Source organism: Endozoicomonas sp. OPT23, from assembly GCF_009653635.1.
Taxonomy (GTDB): domain Bacteria; phylum Pseudomonadota; class Gammaproteobacteria; order Pseudomonadales; family Endozoicomonadaceae; genus Endozoicomonas_A.
This window is the reverse complement of the sequence record NZ_PPFD01000003.1, coordinates 250,596-276,808: the sequence shown is the minus strand read 5'-3', so window position 1 is coordinate 276,808 and position 26,213 is coordinate 250,596. Positions and strand designations below refer to the sequence as shown.

Here is a 26,213-nt window from a genome sequence, read left to right as displayed (position 1 = left end):
ATCAGCGGTTGTTATTAAAACAGTAAATCATAGCTCATGAATTTAATACATTTCTTATATCTGTAATTCCCGTATTGATCTGATTAAGGGAACTGTTGGCAAAGCCTAAAACCAACCCCTGTTTCTTACTCTGTCCCTGATAATAGTGACTTAGCCTGCTATGAAGAACACCCTGCTGCTGTAGTTTTTTAGATACCTCCGACTCTGACATCTTAGAATTAAACTCCAGCGCCAGATGCATGCCAGCCCCTAAAGCATGAACCGTGCACCAAGGCTTTAATTGCTCACAGGCTTTCAGTAAACAATCCAGTTTCTCTGCATACAAAACGCGCATTTTCCGAAGGTGTCGCCCAAAGTGACCCTGCTGCATAAACTCGGCGGTCACTGCCTGACTGTGGATCGGAATCAGGCCTGAATGCTCCTGTCGAGCACAGGTAAATATTGGCATCAGAGAAGGAGGCAGTATCAAATAACCAAGCCTTAGAGATGGAAACAATACTTTGCTGAATGAGCCCATATAAATGACCTGATCATTACCGGCTAAGCCCTGAAGACTGGCGATGGGCCTGTTTTGATAATGGTATTCACTGTCGTAGTCGTCTTCGATAATCCAGCAGTTATTCTCAGTCGCCCATTCAAGCAAACTCAGTCGTCTTTCCAGTGGCAGCATGGCGCCCAGAGGGTACTGATGAGCAGGTGTGACATATAAGAGCTTTGGTGGATTGCTCAGTTTTTTTAATGGCGAAATATTGATGCCATGATCATCAACAGGGCAGAGTTCAACCTTTGCACCTGTTGCGGTCAGTGCTCTGCGTGCACCGATATAACCAGGGTTTTCCATTGCCGCAATATCATGGGTATCCAGCAACAGCCTTGCACAGAGGTCGAGCGCCTGCTGAGCCCCACACGTTACCAGCACCTGATCAGGCGAACAGTTAACCGCTCGACTGGAAGAGACATAATCAGCAATCGCTTCCCTTAAAGGTTGGTAACCTTTGGGGTCGTCGTACCCCATAAGTCCGGATAAACCTGTTGGACTGATTTGAGTAGCGATTTGATTCCATGTTTTGTGTGGGAAAGCTTTCAGGTCCGGTACACCAACGGCAAACGACTGGTTGCCGTATTCGCTTCTGATGGATTCCTTGTTCAGTGTTTTGCCATAGTTTGAAAGCGCAATGGCTTCAGATTTTTTTACAGAGGATTTTTTGTTTAAAGGCTTTGCTGAAATCCAGTGATCGGGTAACTCGGAAGCAACGTAAGTGCCTGCCCCTTTGCGGGTTTCCAGATAACCTTCGGCAATCAATTGGTCAAAAGCACTGAGTACGGTATTGCGACCAACCGACAGTTGTAGTGCAAGACTGCGGGTTGAAGGCAGGCGGGTTTCGGACTTGAATCGACCAGCCAGAATGGCTTGCCGTAGTTCACGGTAGAGTGCTTTGAATTTGGGTTCGTTGCTTCTGCTTTCAAGAGAAATGGTCGTTAATTCTGCAAGCAACGGTTTGGCTCGTGTATTCATGGCTGTTCACAGCTTTGTTTTTTGGAAGTATGACTGAATTGGTTCTATGAAAAAATAAAAACTGGCTCTGCAGAAAGAACCAGTTGCTCAGTACTCTTTGTTCACAGTCTGTGTTCGGCAGGAGAAAAAGTGATGGAACCTATAAAAGAAACACCAAAAACCAGAGTGAAGCGTGGCCCCAAAAGAGCCGTGTTTGACAGAGAAATGCTGTACCAGATTCTGGATGAAGCCCGTATTGCTCATGTTGGCTTTGCTGTTGATGATCAGAACTATGTTATTCCGATGCTCAGCTGGCGTCAGGGTGATCAGTTGTATATTCATGGCAGCCGAGGCAGCCGAATGATCAAGGCTCTGACTGAAGGCGCTAACTGTTGTGTTACAGCAACCATTGTTGATGGCATGGTACTGTCCAAATCAGCTTTTCATCACAGCACTAACTATCGTTCGGCTGTCGTGTTTGGTCAGTTCAGGGTGGTTGATGATCCGGTTGAAACCAACGATACCCTGAAAGCCTTTCTTGACGGTATTGCTCCCGGTCGTTGGGAAGAGGTTCGCGCTCCTACCGAGAAAGAGCTGAAAGCTACATCAATACTGGCCATTGAACTGGAAGAAGTGTCAGTAAAAGTGAGAACAGGACCGGCAAATGAAGATCAGGAAGATCTCGATCTACCGGTATGGACGGGCGAGATTAAGCTGCGGCAGTCGGTCACTGAAATGGTGGCTGATAGTAATAACCAGCCAGAGGTTAAGGTTCCGGATTACAGTGAAGCGTGGCTGTAATCCGAATACGTCAGTATCAGGCTCTTCGTTTCTGGAAAGCGTGTTTACCGAGGCCGGCAAACATCTGGAAAACTACAAACCAGGAAGAAAGTTTTGGCTTCGGTTGCTGCTTTTTTCCGATACGCTGCAGCTGGGCTTCAAACCATGTGATACCCAGCATGGACATTTGATCCATGGCAGCAATGCCTGTTGTCGGGTTAGGCAGCTCGATTCGATATGAAGGATCATTGATCAGCCTGATTGGCAGGTCTGGTTGCAAAGCCATAGGGCGGGCTACACCGATCATATCGGTGGCACCGGATTGCAGAGCTTCGGTCATCGCTTTTGCTGAACGGAAACCGCCGGTGACCACTAACCGTGTTGATACATGCTGGCGTACCTGTTCAGCGTATTCCAGAAAATAAGCTTCTCTGCGTCGTGTACTCTCTTTTACATTGGCACCCATCATACTGGGTGATTCGTATGTACCGCCGGATATCTCGATCAAATCAATACCGGCACTGTCCAGTGCCTTTACGACAGTCATGGATTCATCTTCAGTGAAACCGTCTTTCATAAAGTCTGCCGAATTCAGTTTTATGCCAACGGGGAAATTGTTGCCCACTTTTTCTCGTATGGCACGATATACCTCAAGCACAAAACGCATGCGGTTTTCAGGTGTACCACCCCATTGATCCGTTCGCTGGTTGTGACGAGGTGATAGAAACTGGCTAACCAGATAACCATGGGCGCCGTGAATCTGAATGCCTGTGAAACCTGTTTTCTTGGCCAGAGAAGCGGAAGTGGCAAATCTTTCAATGATTTCGAGTATTTCAGCTTCAGTCAAAGCTCTTGGAGTATTAAACCCTTTCTCCAATCCGCCTGTCAGAGGGATAGCTGAAGGTGCAACAGGTACTTCGGAGAGAATGGCTGGCACCTGTTTTCCCGGGTGATTCAACTGCATCCAGAGTTGTGTGTTCTGCTGAGTGCCGTTTTTTGCCCATGACCTGAACATATCCAGATTACTGTGTTGATCAAGAACGACATTTCGTGGCTCGCCAAGTGCAGAACGATCAACCATAACGTTACCGGTCACCGAAATGCCAATGCCGCCTTCAGCCCATACACGATAGAGCTCAACCAGCTCAGGTTTTGGGTTAAGGTGCTTGTCGCCAAGCTGCTCACTCATGGCGGACTTAAAGAGTCTGTTATGAACCTTGATCCCGGAGTTCAGTTCAAGAGCGTGGTTTAGCTGAATAGTGTCGTTCATAGCATATTCTCTAAATTAGACCGGTCGTCTTTTAATTGATTTAAAAAAATCCGGGAAGTTATCCCGGTTTTTATCAGGCCTTTTCCAGGCCGCACTCTCAGACGACTAACAGGGTCGGAAAAGAGTGTTCAATGTTTGATCTAGTACACGGTCGAGGGCGTCTTTTGAGCCTTCGAGCTTTATTTGCAGCAAGCTGCCTTCCCAGATATTCCAGAACAAAATCGTTAGTTCTTCAGCAGAAATATCTGTACGAAATTCTCTCGCCAGCTGTCCCTGTTCAAACAGCTGTTGGAAAGCTTCGAGCCAACGTTTTCTTGCCTGTACCAGTGCTGCTGTACAGAGCTTATGAGTACCACCGACTTCGGCAATAAGGTTGCCAAGCAGGCAGCCTTTTTTGCAATCTTCCTGATGCAGAAACTGAACAATCAAGTGGCAGGTTGCCCGTATTATTTCTTTTGGCGACAGCCCATCAGTATTCAGGTTATCTGCTGTAGCGACTGATACCGCTTCACTGTAGTGCTCAATAACCTCTGCAACAAAATGCTCTTTGCTCGGGAAATAGTTATAGAAAGAACCTTTGGGTACCTGAACAGCATCCAGAATCTGTTTTAGTCCGGTGCCGTGATAGCCCTGTTCCGAGAGCAGCTCTACACCCTTTTCAAGAATGGACTGCTTGCTGTGTTCGCTTCGTCTTGGTCTTGCCATGGCAGGATAATATGACCAGTCGTCTACTAATTCAATAGATATATTCCAGCTATAGTTTTATAGATTTATATCGAGCAGAGATTATGGGTATAAATAGTAAGCGATTAATGTCTTTTATCTATCGTTTATAAAAGACATCAAACTGATAACAAGCATGGGTCAGTACTTAAGATTCCAGCGATCAAACAGAAAGCTTAGACACCACAACGGTCCAACGAGAAGGAATTTCACATCATCAAAGAAGGAAGGTTTTTTGCCCTCAATACTGTGACCAATAAACTGGAAGATCCATGCGACAACAAATATACAGATACTGACTGATAGTAATGATGACCCCATAGCCTCAGCAATAGTAATCATGAATGCATAAATAACCAGCATAATAGCGGAAAGTGGTACTGACAGGCTGAGATAAAATATCAGGGTCACGGCCATAACGGCATACACCAGCCAAGGACTCAATGCCCAGAGCATGCCAATAATGCTGAGCATTATGGCAGGTACACAGATCCAGTGAATGAGTTTGTTAATAGGATTCTGGTGGCTTTCTCCATAGGCATCGAACCACTCATTAATGGTCTTCATAGAGCTCACTTCTTATTTTTATTTTAAATATCAGGTGAACAGTCAATGTAGCAGTGAGACAGATAAAATGGAACTTACGTTCCACTCTATCTTTATAGAGAACAATTAAAGGTAGTTTTTGACCATGGAGTCAAAGGTGCCATCTTTCTTCATTGAGTCCAAAGCGGACTGAAGATGGCTGACAATAGAATCTGACGTGTTCAAATTCAGAGCCAGATAAAAGTCGACGCTGTTGAAGGTATAGATAGCCGACGGAATCTCTACCCCCGCTGCTTCGGCAACATAGGGAGCGGCAAATCTGCTGGATGCCCAGAGATCAATTCGGCCAACGGCAAGCTTCTCGGCGTTATGTTTATCCAGAGCCGTTTCAATAACATCAATGCCTTTGGATTTCAGAAACTCAGCCGTGGCATCGCCTTTATAACCGCCCACTTTGTATTTCTTTAAATCATCCAGTGATGTGATTTTGATAGCACTGCCGGGTTTTTTAAAAACAACCCAGTCGTTGCCTACCAAAGGGCCTACCCATTTAAACAACGGTTTACGCTCTTCTGTATAGGTCGTTGAAAAGAGACCATAGTTGTCTTTTTTCTGAGTCATTTCATAAATTCGATTCCAGGGGGAACGCAGAGTCATGGAGTATTTGATGTTACCCCGCTTCATCATTTCCCGAACAATATCGGTCGAGACGCCATCAATGCCGCTTTCTCTGGCAAAGTTCTTGTCATCGATGCTCATGTTGAAGGGAGGGTAGTTCTCGGTCAGAAGAGTTATTTTGTCTGCGGCCTGGCTGAGTGAAGTGAAAGCCAGTGCTATAGCAAAGGCTCCGAGTCTGGCAAGTGACTTCATATACAACATCCATTTTTGTTTTTTTTATAGCTTTTGGTTTTTTGAAAGCAGTGTCAGGTACTTTCTAAGTGTTAGCTTATGTCAAAATAAGATAAATGTTGAGTATGTTTTCATACCATCTGGTTATTAATAATGGTCAGGAGTCTTCTATCAAGTGCCCAGACTTCCGAACTCGTGAACAGCTTGCCCATCGCAGGCGGGAAAGCTGTAATTTAATATTCAATATCGCGTGTCTAGACACTTAAACAGCGTGAAAATATATGGATTTTTAATTCCATTTATTTTCAACAGACTGGCTAGAGGTAGTTGTTCATCAGTTCGTCAAACTTGCCGTCTTTTTTCATGGAGTCTAGAGCCGCTTGTAAGCGCTTAACGATAGCGTCTGAGGTATTCAGGTTCAGAGCAAGGTAGAGGTCAACATTTTTCAGGTTATGAATGGCTACCGGAGCTGGAACGCCGGCAGTTTCTGCAATATGAGAAGAGGTAAAGCGGCTGGAGATCCATAGGTCAATACGGCCGGATTCCAGCTTTTCTGCATTATATTTGTCCAGAGCTGTTTCTATAACTTTAATGCCATGGGATTTAACAAACTCGGTGCTGGCATCCCCTTTATATCCACCTACCTTATACTTTTTCAAATCTTCCAGAGAAGATATCTGAATCTGGCTACCATCTTTCTTGAAAACCCCCCAGCCATTTTCTACCAGTGGGCCCACCCACTTGAACAGAGGCTTGCGTTCTTCAGTCAAAGTTGTTGAAAACAGGCCGTAATTGCTTTTTTTACGAGTCATGTTGTAGATACGGCTCCAGGGAGAGCGCAGAGTCATGGAATAATTGATCTTGGCCCGCTTCATCATTTCCCGAACAATATCCGCTGATATTCCGTCGATACCACTGGACCGAGCAAAGTTCTTATCTTCAATGCTCATGTTAAACGGAGGGTAGTTTTCGGTCAGAAGAGTCAGTTTATCAGCTGCCTGAGTGAGCATGCTGAAGGTTAAGGCAAAAGTTAAAAGTCCGAGTCTGGTAAATGGTTTCATGTACAACTTCCATTATCGTGTTTATAGCTCTCATCTGTTTGAGAGTCGCCAGATATTTATGGTGGCTAGCATATGCTAAAAAACGACCAATGTTGAGCAACACTTTTTCCACTTCAGACCGACTTAAAGGTTTAAGTTGGCCTGCTTAGAATGGCGCAGGACTATTGAACGTTATCCGTTCATTAGTCTCCGGATGAGTAAATTCGAGGAAACTGGCATGAAGGTGAAGCCTTGGGGAATACTCTCTGGCTTCTTTATGGGCATAAAACTCACAGCCAATAATAGGATGCCCCAGCTCGGCCATATGAACTCGCAATTGATGTGAGCGACCGGTAACAGGTTCTAACCAGACTCTACCGTGAGCACTGTCATCAGCCATAAGCTGATATTTAGTGAGCGAGGGTTTTCCCAGTTCATGGTCTACCATCTGTCTTGGACGGTTTGGCCAGTCGCAGCACAGAGGAAGGTTCACTTCACCTTCAGGTTTTTCAGGTTTACCCCAGACTTCAGCGGCATAGCCTTTCTTGACCTTTCTGTCCTGAAACTGACGGCTGAGATGCCTGTGGCTGTCGGCATTTAATGCGAAGACCATCAAGCCGGATGTGGACATATCCAGTCGATGTACAACCCTGCTTTCAGGGTTTATCGCCTGAAGGCGGCCCAGTGCACTATCACTGTCGTTAGGTGGTCGACCGGGTACGCTGAGCAAACCCGAAGGCTTGGAGACCACAACAATCTGGTCATCTCTGTATAGCTCGGCCAGCTCCTCCGGACAGGGGGGGACAATAAAGCTCATCAATTCTACTTCTGCTTAATAAATAACGCATTATCACTGAAGCAGGCAGCCAGATGGTAGTGAAACCTGCCTGCTCTATTGTTCAGGGATAATAAGCTCTGATTTTTTTTCCAACAGAATAATGATTTTTGTAAAAGTATTACTTCTTTCCAGATATTTATCATTAGCCCCTTGTTCATAAGTGCCCGTCGCTCCATTACCAACGCTGGTATTAAAAGGCTTCCAGCCTTCCTGCATGGCTTTTAACACCGATGTATAATCGCTGCTCGCTTTACCCTCAACGTAACAGGTGAATTTTGCATCCTTAATGCTTGGAATTGCCATGTTTTCTTCTGTCTCGCAAAGCATGACCTGAGTAGTGTCTGCTATTGAGAGTGATGAAAAAATTGAAAACAGGCCGGCCAGACAGAGCGGTTGAAGGTTACGCATAACTCTTCTCCGATTTTAAAAAAAAGTGCAGTCCAGTATGGCAAAGAATTTAAATTGTGAAGGATTTATTCCCGGCAGTTACAGAGCCTGAGTGGTTATAAAGCCTGAGTACTCTAAACTGCATCTTCAATAATGATGAATAGCGGTTCTTAAATTTATGATGTTAAACAACCGGATTTTACTGTGGTTGTTTTTTAACTGATGTAGTCTTGTGTCATTACTTTTTCATCATTAAATAAGGTGCAATGATGAGTTCTGTATTCCACTTAGGTCTGACCAAAGAAATGCTGGACGGTGCTAACGTAGCTATCGTTCCAGGTGATCCTGAGCGTGTTGCGAGAATCGCAGCACTGATGGATGATGCCAAAGCACTGGCAAGTACTCGTGAGTTTACCAGCTATCTGGGTTATCTGGATGGTAAGCCTGTTGTCGTATGTTCTACCGGTATCGGTGGTCCATCTACTTCCATTGCCGTTGAAGAGCTGGCACAGCTGGGTGTTGATACCTTTCTGCGTGTAGGTACTACGGGTGCCATTCAGGAAAACGTTAACGTAGGTGATGTCATCGTTACTACCGGCTCTGTCCGTCTGGACGGTGCCAGCCTGCACTTTGCACCAATGGAATTCCCCGCTGTTGCTGACTTTGTCTGCACTTCTGCCCTGGTAGACTCTGCCAGAGATGCGGGTAAGGAGCCTCATGTAGGTGTGACAGCTTCTTCCGATACGTTCTACCCGGGTCAGGAACGTTACGACACAGTTTCCGGTCGTGTGGTTCGTCGTTTCCAGAATTCCATGGCGGAATGGCAGGCAATGGGCGTACTGAACTATGAAATGGAATCAGCGACCCTGCTGACCATGTGCGCAAGCAATGGCTGGAAAGCAGGTTGTGTTGCCGGTGTTATTGTTAACCGCACTCAGCAGGAGATTCCGGATGAATCCCTGATGAAAAACACTGAATCCAACGTTGTTGCGATTGTAGTGGAAGCGGCAAGAAAGATGGCTAATAGCTGATTGATTGTAAACGATGCTGGTTGAGACAGAGTTTGATCTGTATCGTTTTTCCTTCAGGAGGGCAGAGATGCCTTCCTGAAACCATTTGTTAGTAATAACTCAGCATCCAGTGCAATACCATGTGAGCGCAAATATCGCCATAACACTTATATAAAAGGCTGCAGTCTCAGGAGCAACAGGGTAAAGTATTTCATGCTGTTTAAACTCGTTGTAAGCAAAAACACTGTAATAACGACTGCTAAGGTACTTACTGGTATTTTTTTCAACTTCGTTGTTGAAATTAACTTCAAGATTGTTTGTATTCGTTTCCTGACTACTTTCAATAGTACCTGCGACATTAGCAGCGATGTTACTGTTAATAGTCTCTCCAGGGCTGCTTCTCCTTGCACGACAGAGTTTTTCTCCTGCAGCGTTAACTTTCAGAACACCTAAGAAAATGTCCTCATCTGTATAAAACCAGCACCAGGTTTCACTGCCTTCAGAGGGGAAAACTTTTTTCAGCTCCGGTGAATAATTGCTACTTAAGCGCATTGCTTTTTCTGGAATATAATCCTCTCTTTGCCATTCGAATTCGAGCATTGCAACACCGTTGGGTAACTCAAATTCAGCAGGGGCCTCATCCCTGGTTATCAACTGACAATTTTGACCTGAGTTAATCAAATAACCTGCGTACCATTTGTTAGAGTCAGGAACTTGTGCGCGACAAAGGAAATGGTCGTTTTTATCGAGAGTAAACCCGGCAGCCGCTAGAGATTTTGTTTCTGTATAATGTTTCCACCGCCATAAATCGGCATGGGATTCGCCGCTTTTAATGCAGGCATAAGGATCTGGATCCATTAGACAGTAAGGCTGTCCTGACACCGTCATTGCGGTTTCAGCCTGTGCATGGAGAGTGGTAAATAGTACTGTAATCAGTAAGAGTCGAAGTAATCCATTTGTTTTCATTATGACCAATCCCTGGAAATTAATGTGTATACATATTTGTTCCAGAGGAGGGTGATAAGTTCCCGAGAATGATGACCTTCTGATGAAAGGTATCTCTCTCGGGAGAGGTTTTTACTGGGGATGGTTACTTCTGACGGTAATCAGCGGCTTCCTGTTCAATCAGCTCACGCATACCGTCACGCCAGTCAACACTGGTCTTCCCGACCAGTTCCTCCATCTTGCTGGTGTCAGCAGGAGCACCCGGAATCAGGTCCATATAAACGAAGTTAGGTTTAACGCCGAGAATATCAGCCATATACTCACACCACTCTTCGGCACTGACAATCTGACTGCCCGCCCAGTTCACTACGGTAGGCTCCGTTGAAACATGGTCCAGCAGTTGAACCATTTTATCGAAGTAATCACGCTCATGAATTGGGCTGTAGTAATTAGGCTTTTCATGGTGAAGGTAGATCGGATCACCGTTTCTCAGGTTATTCAGGTGCAGAACCGGCAGGCCCCCATTGTTGCCGTAGGAAACGTTCATACGGGCAATAACCGTTGGAATATTAAACTGCTGGGCATTGAATTTAACCACTGCTTCAGCAGCTACTTTGGAGAAGGAATAGGTTGGTGCATGCCCACGCATGCTGTCGCCCAGAGGAGAATCTTCACTTCTTGGTTCTGCGCCAGCTGGCTGATAAACAGAGCAGGTTGAACTGAAGAAGAAGCCTTTCACATTGCGGAAATGGTGCATCAACTTGCCGGTACCGACAGCATTCACGCGAATAGCTTCATCAAAGTCTTCACTGCCCGCTATCTGGTAGGTGGCAAAGTGCAGAACATAATCAAAATCCGGCTCGATATCACTTAGGTCATCAGAAGCGTAATCACGCTTGATGCAGCTCATGCCAGCTTCCAAAAGGCGATCCATGCTGCCTTCAGCGCTGAAGCGTGCCATGGCATGAACGTCATTGTCTTTTGCCAGGTTGGAGGCGATGTACCAGGCAAGCTGGCCGGTCGCACCCGTGATAAGAATCTTCTGGCCTATGAGTTCCATGATCATGTCCTTTTTATTGTTTTTATATCTAAAACGCAGAGTACATAAGATTCATTGACCAAAAAATACAGTTTGGTCAATGAATTAATTAAGGGAAACTCATGCAACTTCAAAAAGCTGGTCTAGGCTGGTATTCAAAATAAATCAGACATAAAGATTACTTTTAGTATGAAATACTCTCTTCTGTTTTTGCTACTAGTGCCTGTTTTGGTGTCAGCGGCTTCTGTGAATGGCTGTCTTGATGAAAGAACAGGGTTGCCTGAAGGTGAATACCTTGAGCAGTTAACACAATACTGCAGGAAAGGAATAACTGAATCAGAGTGCTTCAAAGAGTTGGTTAGCTATGACTCAGAGAAAGATCGCTTGAGTCTTGTTCAGCACAGTGCCCGTTACACATTAGGGAAAGAGGTTCTTGGTTTTTTACCGATCGTTCTTCCAGGAGCCTGTAAACTCAAGGAGCAGGGTTTTGATATTGTGTTGCCGGATGAAGGTATGGCCTCAGGAGAAGTGCCCTTTCATACTTCCCGTATAGCAAGCTTTGCCGCGTTACTGCTAAAGCCTATTGAAAAATCCGAAAATCCTTATAGAAGGGAGAGATACTTACCTTATGTACAGTCATATTGTGATAAGGGTCTGAGTTGGCCAGAAGAAGGTAGCTTAGGTAGTACATTGACCTGCCACACCAGTCAGCACAGTGATGAAATGGACAGTATTCAGCTTGAACATGCCTACAACTGTTCGTCACTGGGACTTGATGTCGTTCAGGTCAAAGATCAGCTTTATTGTCTGGATGTCGCTACTACTGTCGGGGTTGCTGCGGCACAGGTAGCCGCTCGAAAGAGGACTGGGCCTTCCGGAGACTATCAGAAACAAGGGATGGCTGAATGGCTGATGAAGTCTAATTTTCCAGCCAGAGATTTGGCAAAAATCATCAGGGTTTTCGATCAGGAAATGTATCAGACTCCCTTTTATAGCTATATCGAAGACTGGAGTCAGATGGGACATCAGATGAGCAACGGTAAAACCACATCGATGTCGTATATCACCTTGGCTGTGCTTTTATATCCATTCAGTTGGGAAGTGACATCAGAGTTATTTGAAGCCGGCGTGCCAAGTTCTCCAGCTTATAAACTGAGAGACGTAGCATTTTGGGGGGGGACATTGATTGCAAACGCTCTGGTTTTGGTGCCAGCGCTGTGGACGGCTTATGATCATGCTCGACAAGGGAAGTTGCTCTATTAGTTATCAGTCCGTTCGTTCGTTCATAGTTTGAATTTACACGGATGCGGCCAGACTTCCTGCTCTGGCCGGTCAAATTGCATCAGTTCAATCAGATTTCGACCATCCAGAATAAAAGCGACTGTGACGCCTTCGGCAGGACTCTCCGGTGGCAGAACTATCTGTTTTCCTTCCAGAGCAGCCTCAATATCGTCAACCACAAAAGCCACGTGGGGAACCTGCTTGATGATATCTGGAAGGTTGTTGTCATCATCAAAATTCATCCACTCAATCGCGTAAGGCGAATCAAAGTAGCCGGTAGCGTGAAGTTTCAAGGCCTGGTTATAGTCTTCTTCCGGCAGAGTTTCGCTGGTGGGAATACCAACGTGATGAAAACGTAACTCCTGCATCGTCTCACTCCTTTAATCTTTTATTCTTCATTCAGGATAGTTTACTCTCGCTTTGGACAGAGGGTTGGCAGCAGACAGAGCAGGGACGTTTATGAATCTTCGAGAGCAGCAGAGCCAGCTTAAACAGCAGGTTATTTTTGAAGCAGCTTGTCATTGTTTTGCAGAGAAGGGTTATAACGGCACTTCAGTTCAGTCTATTGCTGAAAGAGCGGGTGTTTCCAAAGGGCTGATCTTTAACTATTTTCGAAGCAAGCAAAAGCTGTTTGAACAGGTTCTGAAACATACGATGGAACAGTGGTATGACATGTCTATGGCTTACTCTGTAGCCGAAAAAAGCAATGATCCGATCGCTACTCTGACACGAACGCTTCGTGCTCCCTTTGATGCGATGAATAAGATGCCCTTACTGATGGCAATCATCAGTTGGGATGAACCCATGCTGCATGAACGCTGGCCGATGATCTCGCAGGCCAATCGACGCTGGCGCCTGCAAATTGAAAAACAATTGAAGGGCGGTATCGATTCAGGGCACTTTCGAAAGAATCTTGATACTGCAATCACAGCCGATGTTCTCCACACTTTGATGAAAGCCCACTACTCCAGAATGTTTATGGATGGCAAAGCTCACCGATTGAACCAGAAAACTGTAGACACCGTTGTTGATCTGGCGGTGCATTCAGTTAAAGCCTGACCTGGTAGAACGATGTCAGCTGTCCTGTCGTCCTTGTTATGAACCCCTCAGAATAACCACAGTCCAAGGCATGAAAGTCATAATAAAAAGGACTGTGCCAAATGGATGTGTCTGTCAGCCCTGAATTGCAGGGTGCTTCTCTATTCCCTAATAAAGAAAGCGCAGCTTTAAAGCAGAAAGTTTATTTTTCTTTTCGTGGTGCGAAAGTATGCCCTGTATCTGAGCCATTAACAGCAGGCCAGCTTAAGAAGATGACAAAAGAGTTGGATATCGAAACACGACATGTTGTTTGGCAGGATACACTGGGCGGCGGACTAACTAATGAAAATTTTCTGATGCTGCTGGAAGATGGAGAGCATAAAGGACGGGAATTCGTAGTACGAATTCCTGGTTTAGGAACGGAAGCCTTGATCGATCGAGCTCAGGAATATCAACACCTTGAGATCATTAAAAGAGAAGGCCTTGATGCAGAAACTATTTACTTCGATGTTGAAAGTGGTGTTAAAGCAACAGCTTTTGTAGAAGGTGTTACCTATCATAAGCAATACATTGAAAAGAACCTCCCGGAAGTCGCCGCTTGCCTTAGAAAACTGCATGGACTGAGTGCCAGCAAAGCGAAGCCATTTAACTTTCGAGGCATGCTGGAGCATTATGAAAAACTTGTGATTGATACAGGGGCGAAGTTTCCAGAATCTTATGGACGAATAAAATTGTGGGTTAATTCAAGATTGGAATCACTGGATTCAAAGAAGCCGCCGAGCCTCTGCCACAATGATCTGGTTCCGGAAAATCTGATTTTCGGCAGAGACCGCCGGGACAGGCCTGAGCAGTTGTTCTTAATAGACTGGGAATACTCAGGCATTAATGATCCCATGTTCGATTTGGCTTCCTGTGCGCTGGAAGCAGAGTTAAATGAAGAACAGGTCCACCAACTGTTGGCAAACTACTTCCAGCGTCAGCCTAGCTCCGAAGAACACCAACGACTTGAGCACTGGCAGAATGCCCAGGACTTACTCTGGTCTGTCTGGGCTCTGTATAAAGTGCAAGCTGGTGATGCGAGTCTGTCTGACTACGGCAATAGACGTTATGATCGATTACAGAAAACTTTCCATAGATTGAACTGAGTTGTTATTGCTCGTTAATGAAGTAAGTTCGAATGAAAAAAGTGTATTTTGGTATCAAGTACCATTCTGATAACCGCAACAGAGAATTAATTGAACAATTTGAAGCGAAGTTCAAAGCTCTTGGCTGGAGCTCATACTGTGTTGTGAGAGATCTCGAAAAATGGGGTGACCAGCACTTTGAACCTGACACCATTATGGCAGACACCTTTGCCAAAATAGATGGATCGGATCTTGTTGTTATCGATGTTTCTGAAAAAGGTATTGGGCTGGGAATTGAAGCCGGCTACGCCAGAGCGAAGGGTATTCCGCTGGTTGTCACATTGAAAGAAGGTGTTGAAGTCAGTACCACCGTATTAGGCACAGCTGACAGGGTAATCCACTACAATGATGTGGCGGACATAGACTTCAGTCGGTATTAAAATCTCTGTTACTCTTTATAGAGAATGAATGGGCAATAAACTCTTTGATCGTAAAAGGCTGTCAGGTTAATCTGCGCAGCCTTTTTTGATTTTTTCTATTTACAGGAAAACGAATTTGATCACCACAGCAAATATCACCATGCAATTCAGCGATAAACCGCTGTTTGAAGACATTTCCGTTAAGTTTGGTGACGGTAACCGTTACGGTCTGATCGGTGCCAACGGCTGTGGTAAGTCCACATTCATGAAGATTCTGACCGGTGAGCTGGAACCTTCCTCCGGTAATGTGAACTATGACCCGAACGAACGTGTTGCCAAGTTGGGTCAGGATCAGTTTGCCTATGAAGAATACAGTGTTATCGACACTGTTATTATGGGCCATGCCGAGCTCTGGAAAGTAAAGTCCGAGCGAGACGCCATCTACGCCAAGATGGACATGACAGAAGAAGAAGGCATGCGGGTTGCTGACCTGGAAGTTCTGTTCGGTGAAATGGACGGTTACTCTGCAGAAGCCCGTGCAGGTGAATTGCTGCTGGGTCTGGATATTCCTATTGAACAGCACTATGGCCTGATGAGTGCAGTAGCACCTGGCTGGAAGTTGCGTGTTCTGCTGGCTCAGGTTTTGTTTGCTGATCCGGATATTATGCTGCTGGACGAACCTACCAACAACCTGGATATCAATGCGATTCGCTGGTTGGAAAGTGTTTTGAAACAGCGTGATTGCACCATGATCATCATCTCTCACGATCGCCACTTCCTGAACAGTATCTGTACCCATATGGCAGATCTGGATTATGGTGAATTACGTTTGTTCCCTGGTTCGTATGATGAATACATGACCATGGCTGAACAGACTCGTGAGCGCATGCAGTCTGATAATGCCAAGAAGAAAGCACAGATTGCTGAATTGCAGTCATTTGTAAGCCGCTTCTCTGCAAACGCTTCCAAAGCCAAACAGGCGACTTCTCGTGCCAAGCAGATCGACAAGATCAAGATCGAGAAGATGAAACCTTCCAGTCGTCAGAGCCCGTTCATTCGCTTTGATCAGGAAAAGAAACTGTTCCGTAATGCGCTCGAAGTGACCAGGTTGACCCAGGGTTATGATTCAGAGCCGTTGTTCAAAGATGTAAACCTGCTGATAGAGGTAGGCGAGCGTGTAGCAATCATTGGTCAGAACGGTGTCGGTAAAACAACCTTGCTCCACACTCTGGCCCAGGAAATGGCGCCGAAGAGCGGTACTGTTAAATGGTCTGAAAATGCCGAAATTGGCTACTATGCCCAGAATCACAGTGCCGACTTTGAAAAAGACATGAATCTGTTTGACTGGATGAGCCAGTGGCAGAATGAAGGTGAAGACGAGCAGACCATTCGTGGCACTCTGGGTCGTATGCTGTTCTCCTCCAGCGATATCAAGAAGTCAGTTAAGGTGATTTCCGGTGGTGAACAGGGTCGTATGCTGATCGGTAAACTGATCCAGAATAAGCCAAACATCCTGCTGATGGATGAACCGACCAACCACATGGATATGGAATCCATCGAAGCACTGAACCTGGCGCTGGAAAACTACCCGGGCACACTGATGTTTGTCAGTCATGACCGTCAGTTCGTATCGTCTCTGGCGACTCGTATTATTGAAATCACTGACGAAGGCGTTGTTGATTTCCATGGTACTTACGACGATTACCTGAAGAGTCAGGGCGTTGTAGAAGGCTAAGTTTTCTGTGTCTTGAGAGCAGCAAACCAGCTGCTCTCTTTTTATTACTCATATCCGTTATCGTTAGTACTCTCCTCAAATAGTTACTTTCTCTCCCCCCTAAATTGAATATTTATCTGTAGTCACCTTTTAACTCATTGAAATTAAAATAAAAATATATTTCATTTGGTGCTTGATCTAATAAAGAGGTGACCTTACTGGCCGAAATCTTCCTTATATCCCAAGCTGTCGATTAGCGAGCTATTTAATGGCTAGAAAAGATTCTATAGGAAGTAATGAAAGCGTTAATAATCCCGGTATTTATCCAGTGGCTGAAGACGCGTCGAATTTTGCAGGTAAGTCTTCTGATGAAGGAAAGTTTAACCATCGAAGCGTAAAGCCTGAATCATCTATTTCTGAAAGAGGTAGCCCTGATGCACTACCGCCTGAAAAATATCAGGCGATGCTGGAACGTCGAAGTGTTGAAGAGCATAGGGAGTACGAGTTATACCTCAGTCGAAGTCGGGTTACCGAGTCTCTGCCTAAATACCGAGGGCAGGTCTTGCCATCACCTAAGCTGGGTGATCTGGAGAGTGGTTCTGAAGAAGCTATTGGTGCTGGCAACAATGCGGTGGTGTTCCCTGCAAAAAGAAAGCAGGTGTTATCAGAAGCAAAACAAGAGCCAGAACCTGCATCTTCCGAGTCAGCGGCGGAAGATAGATCCTTTTTTCAGCAGCTGAAGGGTGCTGTGGGAGAGTTAGTCGATCAGATCTGGAAGGAAAAGGAAGTAGAGCCTGAATGGGATCCATTGACCCTTGATAAAACCTACGTTGTGAAAAAACGAAAACTGGCAGAGGGGCATGAAAACAAAAGTCTGGCAGAAAGAGAGTTCAAGCACGGTATTGCCCTGAAGGAATCAAACTTACAGAATCAGGATCCTGGTAATGTCAAAGTTGTGGATCTAGGTATGGATCTCGATGACCAGGAGTTCCCCATAGTCATGACGGATGGTGGCTACAGTGTCAGAGGATTTCTGGTAACTGATGAGGCAGGTGTTTTTCAGCCACTGCCTCAGGCAATGGCTCATAATATTACACGACAACTTTTCTCTCACGTTGCGAGCTTTCATGAACAGAATATTCTGCATAATGATTTAAAGCCGGATAATTTATTGATTAATCATGCAGGGGAACTGTCTGTTATAGATTTTGGTTCCTCCAGTGATTTGAATCAGGAACTAACCAGCCTGATTGGAGGAGCACCTTACTACAACTCTCCCGAATTTATGATTGCCGAAACCAATAAGTCTTTGAAAAAGGATGTATGGGCGTGCGGAATAATGATGATGGAAATGTATACCGGCATCAGGCCTGGTATCTGGATGAATTATGATGAAACAAATAGAAAGTGGAGTTTTAATCCTGATGGCCATAAAAGATGTATGAGTCTGGTTCGCAAAAAATTAAAAGAAGACGGTGTTCCAGAACTGAGTGAGGTTCTGGAAAAAATGCTGAATCCGGACCCTGAAAAACGCTGCACAATGGCAGAAGCGAGTCAGTTATTTCAAAAGCTGCGAGGCGATAATCTGTCATTTGGTGAGTTACAGACATTACACGCTGAGGCACTATCGGAGTTGGCAAAAGCCGAGAAAGCCTATGAGAGACCTGACAGTCTTGGTCACTGGGATGAGCTTAAGCAGGAGCTCTATCGAGCTCAGAAAAAAGTAACAGATCTTGATAAGCGCTTATCTCTTCATCAGCTGAAAAGTGAACACAGAACTTTGATGAAAGGAATCGAGAAGGAACGACAAAAATGGTACGAAGGAGAAACACCGGATGAAGAAGAGTTACTTTATATGAATTTAAGGCTGCGACAAATGAACCTTGCCGCAGCCGAGCTTGAAAGTCGAATCAAGCTCTTTAAAGGTTAAGAGGCTGTGATTCGACTTTATCTAACAGCTTTTACATCAACCATTGCCACCAGATAAACAGCAACGCAAATCCTGCCAGAAAGATCAATCCAGCCTGACTCCATACCGTTAGAAGTGCACCGGGGCGATACTGCTCAGGTACATGATCAGCCTTAATTAATCGATAGTTCATCAAGGCAAACACAGGTGTTGTCAGAAATGCTGTCATCATGGCGAATTTCAACATGGCCAGCATAGTTCCGGGGAAAAGTAATACCAGGGAGAGTGAGGCGGCTGTCATTAACAACACCAGCTTTGGACTCTCGGTATCAACACTGTCACGGCCGTTTAAATTATCAAAGGCACTTTTGTTGACCCGGTTGTAACCATCCATACAGGTCAGGGTTGAACTGTATATGCAGCAGACGGCTGCGGTCATCATTAACCAGCGACTCCAATCGCCCATTGCAGCAGCATAAAGGTTCGCCAGCTGAACACTGAAGGCAGCTCCGCTTTTTGGTAATTCTACTCCAGTGCCGTGAAGAATTTTTGCACCCAGAGCCAGAAATACTAACGCTAACAGCGCGGTACCGATATAACCGACATTAAGATCAAAAAGAGCGGCTTTCATATCAGGACGTTTCTGGTCACTGAATTTACTACGCGACCAGACCGAGTTCATGGCAGAAACTTCCACCGGTGCTGGCATCCAGCCCATCAGGGAAATAAGAATACCAAGAGAAGCCAGTGTCCATGGGCTTGGAGCTACAAAATCCGGACTTATTGTTGTCGTTGTACTGAAGGCCAGACCTGCCGCAATGATTGTGATTACAGCCAGCAGGGCTACGATCCATTTGGACACGGAGTCGACCATATTGTAATGGCCGCGAAGAATAATCAGGCCACTGATAAGAGCAGCAACTGCAGCAAGCACTTGAGCTGACACTGCCGGAATAAACCAGGTAATCAGTGCGCCGGTAAGACCAAGAAGTGCTGCGACATTAACGACACTGGAAAAAAGATTCAGGCCAAGGAACATCATCAGCCATGGTCGTCCAAGGCGGGCATAACCAGCCAGCAGGCTTTCACCTGTTGCAGCACCATAGCGGGCACCAAACTGGAAAAAAGGGTATTTAAACAGGTTGACCAGAATAATCAGTCCGACCAGTTGCCAGCCAAACAGGGCACCTGCCTGAGTGGACGCCACCAGATGGGAACCACCAATAGCGGCTGCTGCCACCATGATGCCGGGGCCGAGTGATGAAAGAGAAACTGGTTGTGACGATTGAACAGGAAGAGAGGGTGCGGATGCTTTAGTCATGGCTGAACAACTCCCGCTCTCGGCTTCGCGCTGGTGGTTGTGTTCATGGAGTTGTCACTGCAGAGCCAGGCTCCCAGTGGACGATTTATTCTAATCAAGGTACGGGAAAATTGAATCATACTGCCTATCCTGATGTGGTGGCTTATCGAAGGTATTCGTAAGGTGTTGTTTTTATTGCGGACTTTTGGCCTGCAATGACGCGATCATGGCATAGTGGTAAATACTATTCCATAGAAAAAATGAATCTATATTAGGTTTTTTAAAGGACTTTAGAGTGCAGTTCGAAGTACTTGAGCGTACTTCGAAAGATTGGGGAGGTTAACTTGAAAAGCTATAAACAATAATGGCAGTGATTAAAACCGGACAGACAACCTTGATGTACCAGGGCCAGATTTTCCAGAACAGGGAGTGTTCAGCTTCTGGCCAGCCATTTCTTATTTCTTTAAGCTTCTCGTTTCGACCGATCAGCCAGCCAGCAAAGAGACAGAACAGCAGGCTGTTTATTGGTTGTGCGTATTGAGTGGTTAAGGTAACGATCAATGAGAATAACTGTTCAAAATTAAAAACAACAATAGTGGTAAGCAGCATCACCATGACAGAAATAACAAGAGTGGCATTTCTGCGTGTCATGCCAAGCCTTTCTGTCAAACTGGCGACGGGTGCTTCCAGCATGGAAATTGAAGAAGTAAGTGCAGCAATGGTCATCAGAGTAAAAAAGGCCAATGCAACGATGGAGCCGCTGATACCCATATTATTAAACAAGGCAGGCAACACTTGAAAAACAAGAGTATCGCTGCTGATAAGCAGGCCATCTGCAGTGAAAATAGTTATCCCTGAATGTTGTGCGACAAACAGTGCCGGAACAATTAATAAACCAGCCAGAAAGGCGATGCCGGTATCCATCAGACAGACTTGAAGAGCCGTTACCGGAAGATTGGCACCACGGTTTAGGTAAGAGCCATAGACAATCATGACACCTACACCCAGCGACATAGAGAAGAACGACTGCCCCAGAGCACTCATGACCAGTTGCCCGTTTATGCGGTTGAAGTCAGGCAGTAGATAATGCTGTAAACCGACCATCGCTCCGTCCTGCTTGAGCATGGACAAGATCAGGCCGACCAGCAGCAAAATCAGTAGTGGCATTAAGCGGCTCGACCAGCGTTCGATGCCTTTTTTTACACCGCCAACAACCACTGAATAAGTCAGTGCAATAAACAGGGTTGCCAGAAACCAGTTACTGGAGGGGGAAAAGCTGGTCAGCCACTGGCTTATACCATCAAGGCCCAGAGTGCGGATAATGGGAGACAGGGTAAAACCAAGCAGCCAGCCACTGACAATGCTGTAAAAACAAAAGATCAGGCATACGAAGAAGACCGCAGTTATGCCTGTGATTCGAGTAAAGAGTTGAGTAGAAGGCTTGTTGGATAGCTGCTCTAAAGCGGTAACCGGGTCTCTTTGCTGATAGCGACCAATCATCAGCTCGGCCACCAGTACCGGGTATGCCAGCCCCAGAGACAGAAGAAGGTATACCAGTACAAAGGCTGCCCCGCCATTCTCAGCGACCTGAGTTGGAAAGCTCCATATATTGCCCAGACCAACTGCAGAACCTGCTGCGGCTAACACGAAGCCGAGTCTTGAGCTGAAGCCTGTTCTTATAGGTGAGGCAGTTGATGTATCCGATGGCATATTTATTCTTGTGACCTGAAGTTATAAGAGTCTCTCGATTGATACAGTTTAGGACATGATCCTTAAGGTGCTTATAAATTGGGTTCACCTATAAGAGCTCCTCGACTTTAAGGATTCACAAGGATTGTCAGTATTGGTGACCGCTCTGACAGGCAATATTTGGAACAAATGTTCAATTTCAGGCTCAAACCTTTCAGACATTGAACAATCCTGGGGGGAAATTGATCATGAGAAAAACTACGAATACCTTTATTGCTATCGCTTTTAGCCTGCTGTCTTCGCTGGCCATTGCCAGTCCCTGGACTTACTTCATGGGTACACCTGAACCTGCGCCAAGTCTTTATGATACTGTTGAATTCGCTCGTTTTACTGTCCATAACAAGCTTGAAGAGAAGTCTGAAGGTTATCAGGAGAACCTGTCTCTATCTGACCTTTCACCCTGGCATGAGAGCGTTCTACAAAGAGCTAGCGCAATCAGGGCTAATGGAACTGTTGAGCCTGTTATCGTTGAAGCCTGGGCAAAACAGCCACTACTGAGTGATACACAGCTTGGCCACCTTATTGCTGCTTACACGTTCCTCAAAAGTGAAGGTAATCTCTCTACTGACCGCCTCTGGTACGGCTTTAAAGCCATCGAGTTCGGCCGTCAGTTTAATGAAGGCATTGCCAAGGCTCGAGTGGAGAGCGATGGTTTTGGTTGGGACAGTGCCTGGAGTATCGGACGAGCACTCTCATCTTTCGCAAGAAGCGGCATTGGTCTGGGTAGCCTCTGGAGCTCAAACTTAGATGGAGCTACAGAAAGCCCATTTATTCCGGCTTATACACAGACCTTCCTGAATCATATTGAAGCAGCAAATGGCAGAATGGCACTCTACAACGTTGACTATGTCGGCAGCAGTTATCGTGAGCCGGAAGTAAAGCAGCTGGTGGAGTTTATTGGTGATGTGAAAACATCTGACTCTATACAGAACAGCCGTAACGATATAAATAAAATGGCTGAAGAGTTCGCCAAAGTAGCCGGTGATCAAACACTGCAACTTGGCAGTGTGACTGAAACAGTTTTGTTAAAAACAGAGAAGAGCAACTCGGTAAGCAGATCCATTATCGCAACGGCTCTGGACTATGCAGAAAAGAACAGGAATCAGGTTTTTCTGCTGGCATTCAAGGGCAAACAGAAATATCAGTTTTTCACTGTCAGTGCTGACCAGCACGGCTACCTGAATATTTCATTCGCAATGACACATGACAACCCTGTTGTTACCGCCATAGCCTCAATCCCCTTCGGAGAGTTGAACACCGAGACTGAATACAGACTGGATGAAGGCATTGAAAAGCTGATGAAACAGAATGGCGAACAAGAAAATCTGGTACCTGACTTTGTCGGTATCTGGAGAGTGTCTGCTAAATAAACAAACAGATAAACGAATCTTTTAAACCAACAAAGGCAGCTGATTATGGCTGCCTTTATCGTTTTAAAAGCTGTTTTCAGAGGCTGTTTTAAAAGACTTTTTTCAAGAATTGTTTGAAAATCAGGTGTTTTTATCAGGAAATAGCAAACTCTTTATCCAGCCCAAAGAAGAGTTATCCGCCATCATATATTTATCCAGCTCATCCATCTGCTCCAGATAATACTCTCCCTGACTGAACAGTAACTCTCGTTTTAACATTCGTCGTTCAGGGTTTAACTCTTTAATGATCTTTGCCGGATTCCCGCCAACCACCACATTAGCGGGCACATCCTTAACCACAACTGCGCCAGCTGCTACCACGCTGTTTTCACCGATGGTGACTCCTTTCCCCACTCTCACTCCATGGCCCAGCCAGACATTATCTTCCAGCACTACGGGTTTGGTGCAGCGAAAAGGCCGTAAGCGGTTGTAGAGCCCATGCCAGTCACTGTCGGAGATATAACAGTCAGCGGCAAACATACAGTTGTTACCGATGGTGATGCTGGCAGCAGAAGCAATGGTCGTCCCCGGAGATATAAGACAGTAGTCACCGATGGAGATATCTCCCTGAATGCCTTTGCCACTCCAGCTGGTCAGGCGAACCGGATTCCAGCGTTCGCTGATCAGGTGGACAAAATCACCGACTCTGATGTTGTGACCAAAGATTTCGGCTGATCTTGGGTTTAGTACCATCGGACATTTTCCCAGATGGTCAAAGTGTTTGCTGAACCAGTGTTTGACGTAAAAACGGTTCCAGCGATTGTTCAGTGCCTTAAGCCAGTAAGGCTGATGATTTCTTCGCACGACAGCAGCCTGATTTTGTTATTATTTGTAAACGATCACAAACAAGAAAAATGATTTATGCCTCTGACTCTTTCATTCAATCTTCCAGTAGACATTGATGCAGTAAAAGGTTTTCTGGCCCATGACGAAGGGGAAGCCTTGTATAACTATGCCCTTGAAGCCAGCTGTTTAGGGCCTTGTCTCGAGATAGGCAGTTATTGCGGTAAATCTACGGTTTACCTGGGTACCGCCTGCCAGCAAAACAACAGTGTTCTCTACGCTGTTGATCATCACCGGGGCTCGGAAGAACATCAGTTTGGCGAGGAATACCATGACAGTGACCTCTATGATCAGCAGCTGCGACTGATGGACAGTTTCAAAGCGTTCAGAACCACCATGAGAGAAGCAAAGCTGGACGACACCGTTGTCCCTGTCGTGTCCTCCTCGGCAGTCGCTTCCCGTCACTGGGCAACGCCTCTGGGTATGGTCTTTATCGATGGTGGCCATAGTGAAGAAGCGGCCCAGACTGATTTCCGTAGCTGGGTAACTCACATCAAGCCCGGAGGCATTCTGGCCATTCACGATATTTTCCCCAACCCTGAAGACGGTGGTCAGGCGCCCTACAATATCTGGAAGCTGGCAAAAGCTTCCGGACTATTTGAAGAGCTGCCTATGGTTAATACCCTTGGGCTTTTTCGTCGTCGCTAATTGATAACTTCGTCGCTGCTAGTTAACGGCGACTACTGAACTGTCAGCTATGGCTTCATTAGCTGGCAGTTCAACAGGCTCTATCTCAAGCCCTGATTCAAGGAAAATACTCGATGCGGCGGTATGTTCCGTCAGAGCATCCGCTGCAAGAATAATGGCGCCTGCCGTCCAGCTGGTTTTCTCAATGGGCCAGATTACCTTGTCGGCGTATTGATAACCCGTCCAGTAACCACCATCACTGTCGCGCCAGTTATGGAGCCAGCTGTAAACCATCATGGCCTTCTTCTTTTCATCTGCCGCCAACAATGCCATGGTCAGCTCACAGGACTCGGCAATGGTGACCCAGGGTTCATCGCTGACGCAGCAACAGCCCATGTCTTTTCTGACAAAAGTGTCCCAGCGTTCGTTAATGCGGTCTCTGGCTTCCTGACCTCTGAAGACTCCGCCAAGAATGGGATAGAACCAGTCCATGGAAAAGCGCTCTTTACTCTCCCACGTTCGGTCAAAACATTCAGGCTGATACTTCAGGGCTCTTGCCAGTTTATGCCAGCTGTCTCGCCAGTTGGTTGAGCTTCTTCCCAGAGCATCGGCAATATGAATCGCGCATTCGAGGCTTTTCAGCAGTGATGAGCAGCCAGTAATCAGTGCATCTTCACGTTCCGGGTTGCCATTGGCTTTCACAGCCCAGTAGATTTCACCCGTTGGTGCTTGTTGTCGTAAAACAAAACCAATGGCTTTTTCAATCACAGGCCAGAGGTCAGCGAGAAAGGCTCTGTTCTCTGTAATCAGATAATGATGCCAGGCGCCGGTGGCAATATAAGCGACAAAGTTAGTTTCTTTTTTGTCGCTGTCGACCGGAATACCATCCACATAGTTGGCATACCAGCTACCATCGTCCAGTTGTTGCTCTTTCAACCACTGATAAGCACGCTCAGCCTGTTCATGGTAACCGGTAATGCTCAGCCCCATGGCGGCTTCAATATGGTCCCACGGGTCCAGCTTGCCGCCCTTAAACCATGGGATACTGCCATCGGCCTGCTGAATCGAGAGAATAAATTCAGCAGACTGATTAAGAAACTGTTGAGGAAAAAGCCCTTTGGTCAGCAGCAGATTATCCATGAGCAGAGTCCTCGGAAGCCAGACTGTGCTGAAAACGGAAATACATCACCACACTCTTGCCCAGTACCGGATCAAGAAGTTTTTCAGCGGTTTGGGTGATCCATGGTTTTTCCATCAAATCCCAAACCAGCAATTTGTGATAGTTATCCACCAGTTTTGAAGGCTGTTCCCATTTCCAGCACTTCAACCACCAATAGGGCGAGTGCAGGGCATGAGCCCAGTGTCGGGCATAACGTTTCCAGCCAAAGGCTTCTATTTCCCGCTGCAGATGCAGGGCATTGAAGATACGAATATGACCGCCTTCGACCTGATGATATTCCTTACTGAGGCGCCAGCAGATCTCTTCCGGCCAGGCTCTGGGCACACTGATAGCCAGCAGGCCGCCAGGCTTAAGAACACGTCTTATTTCTTTAAGAACCGCCTGATAATCAGGAATATGTTCAAGTACTTCCGAGCAGACCACCTTATCAAAACTGTGATCTTCAAAAGGCAATTTCGTGGCATCGGCCTGTTGAAAACTGAGTGAGCGACGGCTGTCATCACCATTCAGCCATGGTCTGGCGTCTTCTTTACGTTCTTCGGCTGTTGCCAGATCTTTCTCGGAAAGATCGATACCGGTTACATCAACATCGGCTTCCAGCCATGCGCCAATGGAGTGACGGCCTTCGCCGCAGCCTACATCAAGCACACGGTCACCGTCGGTTAACTGCAGTCGACTGAAATCTATGGTTTGCATGC

The 26,213-nt window shown here is 46.0% G+C and carries 26 protein-coding genes; 10 read left to right on the top strand and 16 right to left on the bottom strand.

The annotated features are described in order from the left end of the window. Nucleotides 1-34 precede the first annotated feature (34 nt). Nucleotides 35-1,516 (bottom strand): PLP-dependent aminotransferase family protein, encoded by a 1,482-nt coding sequence (locus EOPP23_RS07060; protein WP_153765264.1) that lies wholly within the window; start codon nt 1,514-1,516, stop codon nt 35-37. A gap of 132 nt (nt 1,517-1,648) precedes the next feature. On the opposite strand from EOPP23_RS07060, the gene EOPP23_RS07055 reads away from it, so the two are divergent. Further along, complete coding sequence (locus EOPP23_RS07055) at nt 1,649-2,296, top strand: pyridoxamine 5'-phosphate oxidase family protein (RefSeq protein ID WP_153765263.1); 648 nt, start codon at nt 1,649-1,651, stop codon at nt 2,294-2,296. Nucleotides 2,297-2,312: 16 nt separating this feature from the next. Here EOPP23_RS07055 and EOPP23_RS07050 read toward each other — a convergent pair whose 3' ends face one another. The 7 genes from EOPP23_RS07050 to EOPP23_RS07020 all read right to left on the bottom strand — a co-directional run bounded on the left by EOPP23_RS07050 (nt 2,313) and on the right by EOPP23_RS07020 (nt 7,949). Then, nucleotides 2,313-3,545 carry an NADH:flavin oxidoreductase/NADH oxidase family protein gene (locus tag EOPP23_RS07050; protein ID WP_153765262.1) on the bottom strand — a complete coding sequence of 411 codons (1,233 nt, stop codon included), beginning with the start codon at nt 3,543-3,545 and terminating at the stop codon, nt 2,313-2,315. A 105-nt stretch (nt 3,546-3,650) separates the two neighbouring features. Then, complete coding sequence (locus EOPP23_RS07045) at nt 3,651-4,250, bottom strand: TetR/AcrR family transcriptional regulator (protein WP_153765261.1); 600 nt, start codon at nt 4,248-4,250, stop codon at nt 3,651-3,653. A 159-nt stretch (nt 4,251-4,409) separates the two neighbouring features. Next, the gene (locus tag EOPP23_RS07040; RefSeq protein WP_153765260.1) at nt 4,410-4,835 is read right to left on the bottom strand and encodes a DUF962 domain-containing protein; all 426 of its coding nucleotides are present in this window, start codon (nt 4,833-4,835) and stop codon (nt 4,410-4,412) included. A 105-nt stretch (nt 4,836-4,940) separates the two neighbouring features. Continuing rightward, nucleotides 4,941-5,684 carry an ABC transporter substrate-binding protein gene (locus EOPP23_RS07035; RefSeq protein ID WP_228550632.1) on the bottom strand — a complete coding sequence of 248 codons (744 nt, stop codon included), beginning with the start codon at nt 5,682-5,684 and terminating at the stop codon, nt 4,941-4,943. 296 nt (nt 5,685-5,980) lie between these two features. Continuing rightward, on the bottom strand, nt 5,981-6,724 hold the full coding sequence (locus tag EOPP23_RS07030; RefSeq protein ID WP_153765258.1) for an ABC transporter substrate-binding protein: 744 nt from the start codon (nt 6,722-6,724) through the stop codon (nt 5,981-5,983). Between the two features lie 145 nt (nt 6,725-6,869). Continuing rightward, nucleotides 6,870-7,520, bottom strand: a complete 651-nt coding sequence (locus tag EOPP23_RS07025) for a pseudouridine synthase (RefSeq protein WP_153765257.1) — start codon at nt 7,518-7,520, stop codon at nt 6,870-6,872. 75 nt (nt 7,521-7,595) lie between these two features. Continuing rightward, nucleotides 7,596-7,949, bottom strand: a complete 354-nt coding sequence (locus EOPP23_RS07020) for a hypothetical protein (RefSeq protein ID WP_194842529.1) — start codon at nt 7,947-7,949, stop codon at nt 7,596-7,598. Between the two features lie 248 nt (nt 7,950-8,197). Between EOPP23_RS07020 and udp the strand changes: the two genes are divergently transcribed. After that, nucleotides 8,198-8,959, top strand: coding sequence for a uridine phosphorylase (udp, locus tag EOPP23_RS07015; protein ID WP_153765902.1), 762 nt, complete (start codon nt 8,198-8,200; stop codon nt 8,957-8,959). 99 nt (nt 8,960-9,058) lie between these two features. Here udp and EOPP23_RS07010 read toward each other — a convergent pair whose 3' ends face one another. Continuing rightward, nucleotides 9,059-9,904, bottom strand: coding sequence for a hypothetical protein (locus EOPP23_RS07010; RefSeq protein ID WP_153765255.1), 846 nt, complete (start codon nt 9,902-9,904; stop codon nt 9,059-9,061). A 124-nt stretch (nt 9,905-10,028) separates the two neighbouring features. Beyond that, complete coding sequence (locus tag EOPP23_RS07005) at nt 10,029-10,943, bottom strand: NAD(P)-dependent oxidoreductase (protein ID WP_194842528.1); 915 nt, start codon at nt 10,941-10,943, stop codon at nt 10,029-10,031. A 168-nt stretch (nt 10,944-11,111) separates the two neighbouring features. Between EOPP23_RS07005 and EOPP23_RS07000 the strand changes: the two genes are divergently transcribed. Continuing rightward, nucleotides 11,112-12,185 carry a hypothetical protein gene (locus EOPP23_RS07000; RefSeq protein WP_153765253.1) on the top strand — a complete coding sequence of 358 codons (1,074 nt, stop codon included), beginning with the start codon at nt 11,112-11,114 and terminating at the stop codon, nt 12,183-12,185. 20 nt (nt 12,186-12,205) lie between these two features. Here EOPP23_RS07000 and EOPP23_RS06995 read toward each other — a convergent pair whose 3' ends face one another. After that, nucleotides 12,206-12,571, bottom strand: a complete 366-nt coding sequence (locus EOPP23_RS06995) for a VOC family protein (protein WP_153765252.1) — start codon at nt 12,569-12,571, stop codon at nt 12,206-12,208. A gap of 91 nt (nt 12,572-12,662) precedes the next feature. On the opposite strand from EOPP23_RS06995, the gene EOPP23_RS06990 reads away from it, so the two are divergent. The 5 genes from EOPP23_RS06990 (at nt 12,663) to EOPP23_RS06970 (ending at nt 18,428) form a co-directional block, all read left to right on the top strand. Beyond that, nucleotides 12,663-13,262: a TetR/AcrR family transcriptional regulator gene (locus EOPP23_RS06990; RefSeq protein WP_153765251.1), complete on the top strand. Its 600-nt coding sequence runs from the start codon at nt 12,663-12,665 to the stop codon at nt 13,260-13,262. Nucleotides 13,263-13,363: 101 nt separating this feature from the next. Beyond that, a complete protein-coding gene (locus EOPP23_RS06985) occupies nt 13,364-14,386 on the top strand; it encodes a choline kinase family protein (protein WP_153765250.1) in 1,023 nt (340 codons plus the stop codon). Between the two features lie 32 nt (nt 14,387-14,418). Beyond that, nucleotides 14,419-14,805: a nucleoside 2-deoxyribosyltransferase gene (locus EOPP23_RS06980; protein WP_194842527.1), complete on the top strand. Its 387-nt coding sequence runs from the start codon at nt 14,419-14,421 to the stop codon at nt 14,803-14,805. A gap of 115 nt (nt 14,806-14,920) precedes the next feature. Continuing rightward, nucleotides 14,921-16,519 carry an ABC-F family ATPase gene (locus EOPP23_RS06975; RefSeq protein ID WP_153765249.1) on the top strand — a complete coding sequence of 533 codons (1,599 nt, stop codon included), beginning with the start codon at nt 14,921-14,923 and terminating at the stop codon, nt 16,517-16,519. 247 nt (nt 16,520-16,766) lie between these two features. Continuing rightward, nucleotides 16,767-18,428: a protein kinase gene (locus EOPP23_RS06970; protein WP_153765248.1), complete on the top strand. Its 1,662-nt coding sequence runs from the start codon at nt 16,767-16,769 to the stop codon at nt 18,426-18,428. A 31-nt stretch (nt 18,429-18,459) separates the two neighbouring features. Here the strand turns inward: EOPP23_RS06970 and EOPP23_RS06965 are convergent, their stop codons facing one another. Together EOPP23_RS06965 and EOPP23_RS06960 are read right to left on the bottom strand one after the other, a co-directional pair. After that, nucleotides 18,460-19,728 carry an NRAMP family divalent metal transporter gene (locus EOPP23_RS06965; RefSeq protein ID WP_153765247.1) on the bottom strand — a complete coding sequence of 423 codons (1,269 nt, stop codon included), beginning with the start codon at nt 19,726-19,728 and terminating at the stop codon, nt 18,460-18,462. A 318-nt stretch (nt 19,729-20,046) separates the two neighbouring features. Continuing rightward, a complete protein-coding gene (locus EOPP23_RS06960) occupies nt 20,047-21,417 on the bottom strand; it encodes a sodium-dependent transporter (protein ID WP_153765246.1) in 1,371 nt (456 codons plus the stop codon). 227 nt (nt 21,418-21,644) lie between these two features. Between EOPP23_RS06960 and EOPP23_RS06955 the strand changes: the two genes are divergently transcribed. Next, on the top strand, nt 21,645-22,826 hold the full coding sequence (locus tag EOPP23_RS06955; protein ID WP_153765245.1) for a hypothetical protein: 1,182 nt from the start codon (nt 21,645-21,647) through the stop codon (nt 22,824-22,826). A gap of 120 nt (nt 22,827-22,946) precedes the next feature. On the opposite strand, the gene EOPP23_RS21695 is transcribed toward EOPP23_RS06955, so the two are convergent. Continuing rightward, on the bottom strand, nt 22,947-23,669 hold the full coding sequence (locus tag EOPP23_RS21695) for a DapH/DapD/GlmU-related protein (protein ID WP_370514703.1): 723 nt from the start codon (nt 23,667-23,669) through the stop codon (nt 22,947-22,949). Between the two features lie 57 nt (nt 23,670-23,726). On the opposite strand from EOPP23_RS21695, the gene EOPP23_RS06945 reads away from it, so the two are divergent. After that, nucleotides 23,727-24,356 carry a class I SAM-dependent methyltransferase gene (locus EOPP23_RS06945; RefSeq protein WP_153765244.1) on the top strand — a complete coding sequence of 210 codons (630 nt, stop codon included), beginning with the start codon at nt 23,727-23,729 and terminating at the stop codon, nt 24,354-24,356. An 18-nt stretch (nt 24,357-24,374) separates the two neighbouring features. Here EOPP23_RS06945 and EOPP23_RS06940 read toward each other — a convergent pair whose 3' ends face one another. Both EOPP23_RS06940 and EOPP23_RS06935 read right to left on the bottom strand, forming a co-directional pair. Next, nucleotides 24,375-25,475 (bottom strand): prenyltransferase/squalene oxidase repeat-containing protein, encoded by a 1,101-nt coding sequence (locus EOPP23_RS06940; RefSeq protein ID WP_153765243.1) that lies wholly within the window; start codon nt 25,473-25,475, stop codon nt 24,375-24,377. Then, nucleotides 25,468-26,211: a class I SAM-dependent methyltransferase gene (locus EOPP23_RS06935; RefSeq protein WP_153765242.1), complete on the bottom strand. Its 744-nt coding sequence runs from the start codon at nt 26,209-26,211 to the stop codon at nt 25,468-25,470. The genes EOPP23_RS06940 and EOPP23_RS06935 overlap by 8 nt, the downstream gene beginning before the upstream one ends. Nucleotides 26,212-26,213: the final 2 nt, after the last annotated feature.